Annotated in this window: 6 protein-coding genes; all 6 read left to right on the plus strand. The window is 40.4% G+C overall.

The window, feature by feature from the left end; genetic code table 11:
* Positions 1-244: 244 nt before the first annotated feature.
* The 6 genes from pgeF to guaA all read left to right on the plus strand — a co-directional run bounded on the left by pgeF (position 245) and on the right by guaA (position 5,881).
* On the plus strand, positions 245-1,024 hold the full coding sequence (pgeF, locus tag FJR37_RS15545; protein WP_168466452.1) for a peptidoglycan editing factor PgeF: 780 nt from the start codon (positions 245-247) through the stop codon (positions 1,022-1,024).
* 291 nt (positions 1,025-1,315) lie between these two features.
* Positions 1,316-1,561 carry a Calvin cycle protein CP12 gene (locus FJR37_RS15550; RefSeq protein WP_027404703.1) on the plus strand — a complete coding sequence of 82 codons (246 nt, stop codon included), beginning with the start codon at positions 1,316-1,318 and terminating at the stop codon, positions 1,559-1,561.
* A gap of 318 nt (positions 1,562-1,879) precedes the next feature.
* Positions 1,880-2,470 (plus strand): DUF3177 family protein, encoded by a 591-nt coding sequence (locus FJR37_RS15555; protein WP_168466453.1) that lies wholly within the window; start codon positions 1,880-1,882, stop codon positions 2,468-2,470.
* Positions 2,471-2,599: 129 nt separating this feature from the next.
* Positions 2,600-2,899, plus strand: a complete 300-nt coding sequence (locus tag FJR37_RS15560; RefSeq protein ID WP_039204792.1) for a hypothetical protein — start codon at positions 2,600-2,602, stop codon at positions 2,897-2,899.
* Positions 2,900-2,954: 55 nt separating this feature from the next.
* Positions 2,955-4,070, plus strand: coding sequence for a cobalt-precorrin-5B (C(1))-methyltransferase CbiD (cbiD, locus tag FJR37_RS15565; RefSeq protein WP_168466454.1), 1,116 nt, complete (start codon positions 2,955-2,957; stop codon positions 4,068-4,070).
* 188 nt (positions 4,071-4,258) lie between these two features.
* Positions 4,259-5,881: a glutamine-hydrolyzing GMP synthase gene (gene guaA, locus FJR37_RS15570; RefSeq protein WP_053540615.1), complete on the plus strand. Its 1,623-nt coding sequence runs from the start codon at positions 4,259-4,261 to the stop codon at positions 5,879-5,881.
* The last annotated feature ends 80 nt before the right edge of the window (positions 5,882-5,961 follow it).

A 5,961-nucleotide genomic window follows, 5' to 3' on the forward strand; every position in this document is an offset into this window, starting at 1 on the left:
AAGGGAGTAGGGGAGAAATTTCTTCCTTCATTCTCCTGAACTCCTGATAGCGCAGCGTGGCGTTAGCCATACTCCTGAACTCCTGATAGCGCAGCGTGGCGTTAGCCATACTCCTGAACTCCTGATAGCGTAGCGTGGCGTTAGCCATACTCCTGAATGGGCGCAGGCCCTGCGCCCCTACCTCCTGACTTCTGCTGTAGCATTGATTGAAGGTTATTAATTGTCTATTGAGGTTTGGTTAAAGATGCACACTTGGCAATGGCACAATTGGGAAGGTCTACCTTACTTAACTTGTAATCTTCTAGAACCCTGGTCTCATGGTTTCTTTACCCAACAGTTTTGGCCACGCTTACCTCATGAGCTAACTCCGGTTCTACAACCCGATGCTTTAGCTTATCGCTTGAAACAGGTACATGGCAATACTGTTTTAACTCCCCAGGAAGTTGATGATCATGTCAATGCCAGTGATGATGATTTGGCGTTGGCAGATGGTTTAATTAGTCATCAACCTTTGCAAGCTGTCTGGGTGGCTTCTGCTGATTGTACGCCTGTGTTGATTGGCGATGTCAAAACCGGACAGGTAGCAGCTTTACACGCTGGTTGGCGGGGTACAGCGGCAAAAATTGTGCCTGAAGCTATTGCAAGAATGCGATCGCATGGTAGTAATTTAATAGACTTGCGAGTGGCAATGGGTCCAGCTATTGCTGGGGAAGTTTACCAAGTCTCTGTGGAAGTGGCTGCGGAAATTGGCAGTACCCTTGTACCAGATGGTCAACCAGAAAGAGTTGTTTCTGCTTTGCACAATTTACCCAATTCACCTTTGCTGAGAGATCCAGAACCGGGAAAGGTGCGTTTAGATGTGCGCCAGGTAAATGCTTTACAATTGGAACAATTAGGATTTAGTGTAGAGCAAGTAGCGATCGCTCCCTATTGTACTTTCCAAACTCCAGAACATTTCTTCTCTTATCGGCGAGAAAAAGAGAAAAAGGTGCAATGGTCAGGAATAGTAAGTCCAGGTAAATAATCAACCTACAAACCAGTATATTCAATCACAATTTCTCAGAAAATGCTTACAAACGATCTTCCAAGTCTGTATTCAAAATGAAGATCATGCAAGTTATAGGTATGACAGCTTATCATATTCATGGGATAATACTCTAGATATATCTCGCTCAGTAAGCAAAAAGCCTATTGGGGAGATACTACCCACCAGAATTATCGCCAAAAGTGTAAAACTAGTAATCTCAGAGACAGAAAACTAAAATTTTCAAACTTTTTCTATACTAGTATAAACAAAACATAAAGAGACAAAATCATGACTAATATTCAAGAAAAAACCAGTAACGATATCCAAGAGAAAATCCAAGAAGAAGTTGAACAAGCTCGCACTGTATGTGATATCTCAGGTAGCAACTCTGCTGAATGTGCTGCGGCGTGGGATGCTGTAGAAGAATTGCAAGCAGAGGCTTCTCATAAACGTCAAATTAAACCCAAAAACTCTTTAGAGAAATACTGCGATGCTAATCCAGAAGCAGATGAGTGCCGTCTGTACGAAGATTAAAATCAGGAGGTAAATATCAATACTATTGCCAATTTTCCTCAATATGTCTGAAACCCAATAAAACCGTGAGGATATCAATGGGGTTTCAGGGTTTTGGCAATAGTAGTTATACCTGTTTTATTGAGTAATAATTTTTTGGGATATCAATGGCTTTAAGCACCATTAATCAATGAATCTGAACCAAACGGGGAATAAACTCCCCGTTTTTCCTGTTGGAACAAAGTCCGGTCACTAAACAAACTTCTTTGTTGAATGGCTAACGCCACGCTACGCTATCAAATATCTATTCACAAATTTTTCTATTTTTTTATTGACTTTATGACACAAATATGGTTTCGACCTTATGTTTGGATGGACTACCGATTGGCGTTATTATTTACGCTGATTATTCCTTTAATTCTTCTGGTTTGGACATTTGTACAAAAAGCAGAAGGAATGCAGCGCTTATTAATGATTTACTGGCGAGTAGCTAGTTTATTAGCTATTAGTATGTACTTGATGATTGGTGGTTTCGGAGTTGGTTTCATCTCCGCTCTCATGGCGCAGGTTCTCATTCCTATGGCACTATGGTTTTGGGTAGACATCAATGATGAAATTGACTATTATCCCAATAGTCCATTAAAACTGATTTTTACTTCTTGGCGTTGGGCAACAACAGTTTATTGTAGTTTAGGAGCAATAGCTCTTTTACCTTTTTTGGGGTGCGCTTTTTCAGGAGCTGCTATCCAAACTCCTTACTGTAGCGTTTGGTTAGAAGCACCATTACTATTTAAAGACTATTTTCACCACAATAGCAAACCTGCTTTTCTCGGATTTTTGGGGATAGTTACTTTAGCAATTTATGTAATTTACTTAAGTTATTTTGTCGCGGTTAAACTTGGCAAATATGGACGTTCAGCTACACATTAAGTAGGTTGGCGTTGAAAATTGTCGTTATGGCAAGGCAAGAGGTTTTGGGCGATTTTACTTTTCTTTACATTCCGGTTTTAGCTGAATGCTTACCATCAAATTAATCACAAAAATCATAGTCCCCACTGCATGAATAACTCTATTAGTAAAAGACTGGAACAATATACCATTAAAAAATCCCAAGAAGTTCTCATTATTAATGTAGAAATTGATGGTGAACCAGATCAAATTGCTGTGTTTAAAGGCTTTTCTAGTTCTTTGATGCGTCCAACTGCTTATGATCCAGATGTCCCGGTGTTACCAGATACGGCTACAATTATCACAATTGACCGCATAGCAAGTCCCTATAATCCTGACTCACCCCATTATCTTCAACAAGATATTTCTTGGGAAGATATGCAGGTTTTATTATCAAAAATGGGAATTTAGATGAAGAGTGGGTAAGATTTTTTGAATTTTGAATTGTTAATTTTAAATTGTTAATATGTCCAATTCTGGATACACTTTACCTGTTTTTGCTTGTGCTGCTGCTGTTGCGGCTTTGCATTGGTTACGCCATCATCAATCTTTGCAGATTACTACTGTAGACTTAATTGAACCTGCTGAAATTGCCGAAATACCCATTGAACAAGTCGCAGGAATATCAGAAAATCAGGCTTTGGCTATGACTCGCAGTGATCCGGGTGATAATCTGGATTTAACGAAGAATACACCAATTTGGGCTGTGGTGGCATGGTATGAGGGAGATGGAGCAGCGGTAATTATTCAGGGTGGAGAGGGAATTGGGAAGCAACTTAATGGTGAGGGGAAAGCGGCAATTTATGGTTATGCTCAAAGGTTATTAACGGAAAATTTACAGCGATTATTAGCGCCGACGGAAAAAATCAAGGTAACAATTATTTTACCAGAGGGGCGATCGCTCGCAATTCGGACTTCTAACTCTGCTTTCGGAGTTGTCGAAGGACTATCCTTGCTAGGAACAACAGGGATTTCTCAACCTTTAAGTACACCAGATCAATTATCAGCTTTCCGCGCTGATTTAGCAGCAAAAGCCAGTCAATTTCCCACTTTAGTCTTTTGTATTGGCGAAAATGGCTTAGATTTAGCCCAAAAACTCGGTATCAACCCCGCACAAATGGTAAAAACGGCCAACTGGTTGGGCCCGATGTTAGTAGCGGCTGATGTTTTAGGTGTAAAAGAAATTTTATTATTTGGTTATCACGGTAAATTGATGAAACTCGCGGGGGGAATCTTTCACACTCATCATCATTTAGCTGATGGTCGGCGGGAAATTCTCACAGCCCATTGTGCCATGCTAGGATTAAATTCTCCAGATATTCAAACCGTTTTTCAGAGTCCTACGGCAGAAACCGCATTAAAACATCTGAGAAGTCTAGATAGTAATACCGGGAGTAATTGGGTAAATCAGGTTTATAACTCCATTGCGGAAACAATTGATACCCGCACCCAAGCATATATGGATAGTCACAATGAACAAGGTAAAACCATTATAGCTTGTGGTTCTGTGCTTTTCGACCGCGATCGCCAAATCTTGGTGAAAAGCAAAACTGGTTGTATGTTACTGGCAAAATTGTGCTAACTTAATATAAATTATCGCAAGTATCACAAATAAATATTTTTAACTATGATTTGCATGATTAATTTTAACTATGATTTGCATGATTCATTTGATTTAGATGATTAATTAATCTGTTATCACCATTAATCACAAAAATCATAAAAATCATAGTCCAGACTTCTTATCCCTAATAACACACCCTCCATAGCATGAATACAGCGGTGACTCTACCAACCGAAAAAATACCTCAAACACAAGAAAATTTGGGGAATCTTAAAGGTCAAATAATTGTCATTTTAGACTTTGGCTCTCAATATTCTGAATTAATTGCCCGTCGTATCCGCGAAACACAAGTATATTCAGAAGTTATTTCCTATCGCACCACAGCAGAACAGTTAGAAAAAATCAACCCCAAAGGGATCATCCTTTCCGGTGGTCCAAATTCCGTATATAGCGACTACGCCCCCCATTGTGACCCAGAAATCTGGAAATTGGGAATACCCATTCTTGGTGTTTGCTATGGAATGCAACTCATGGTTAATCAACTGGGTGGAGAAGTAATCACAGCCGAACGGGGTGAATACGGTAAAGCATCTTTATATATAGATGATCCTACAGACTTATTAACTAATGTCGAAGAGGGTACAACCATGTGGATGAGTCATGGAGATTCAGTCATAACCATGCCTCCCGGCTTTGAGTTACTGGCACATACTAAGAATACCCCTTGTGCAGCGATCGCTCACCATAACAAAAAACTCTATGGAGTCCAATTTCACCCCGAAGTTGTCCATTCTCAAGGTGGTATAGCCTTAATTCGCAACTTTGTTTACCATATCTGTGACTGTGAACCAACTTGGACAACAGCCGCTTTTGTCGAAGAATCAATTCAGGAAATTCGCGCCAAGGTAGGAGACAAACGGGTATTGTTAGCATTATCTGGCGGTGTAGATTCTTCTACTCTGGCTTTTCTCCTGTATAAAGCCATTGGTGAGCAGCTAACCTGTGTATTTATTGATCAGGGTTTTATGCGAAAACTAGAACCCGAAAGGTTAGTGAAGTTATTTAAAGAACAATTTCATATTCCCGTAGAATATGTCAATGCCCGCGAACGATTTATCTCTGCTATCGCTGGAGTAACAGATCCCGAAGAAAAGCGCCGCCGCATTGGACATGAGTTTATCAGTGTTTTTGAGGAAACATCAAAAAATCTTGGTCATTTTGATTACTTGGCTCAAGGCACACTTTATCCAGATGTAATTGAATCTGCTGATACTAATGTTGATCCAAAAAGTGGTGAACGGGTAGCAGTGAAAATTAAAAGTCATCACAATGTGGGTGGTTTACCAAAAGACTTGAGGTTTAAACTCGTAGAACCACTGCGGAAACTATTTAAAGATGAAGTCCGCAAAGTCGGGCGTTCCATTGGTTTACCAGAAGAAATTGTCCAACGTCAACCATTCCCCGGACCCGGTTTAGCCATTCGCATTTTAGGTGAAGTTACCTCCGAGCGCTTGAATATTTTGCGAGATGCTGATTTAATTGTTCGTCAAGAAATTAATCAACGCGGTTTATATAATGAGGTTTGGCAAGCTTTCGCCGTTCTATTACCCATTCGCAGCGTTGGTGTTATGGGTGATAAACGCACCTATGCCTATCCCATTGTTTTACGGATTGTCACCAGCGAAGATGGTATGACGGCAGATTGGGCGCGGATTCCTTACGATGTGCTAGAAGCAATTTCTACCCGCATCGTGAATGAAGTCAAAGGTGTTAACCGTGTGGTTTATGACATTACCTCCAAACCACCTGGAACTATTGAGTGGGAATAGGTAATTGGGAATAGGTAATTGGTCATTGGTCATTGGTCATTGGTCATTGGGAAGAATGTTTGACCCATTACCCATTACCC

The sequence above is a fragment of the Aphanizomenon sp. UHCC 0183 genome (assembly GCF_009712065.1).
GTDB lineage: Bacteria > Cyanobacteriota > Cyanobacteriia > Cyanobacteriales > Nostocaceae > Dolichospermum > Dolichospermum heterosporum.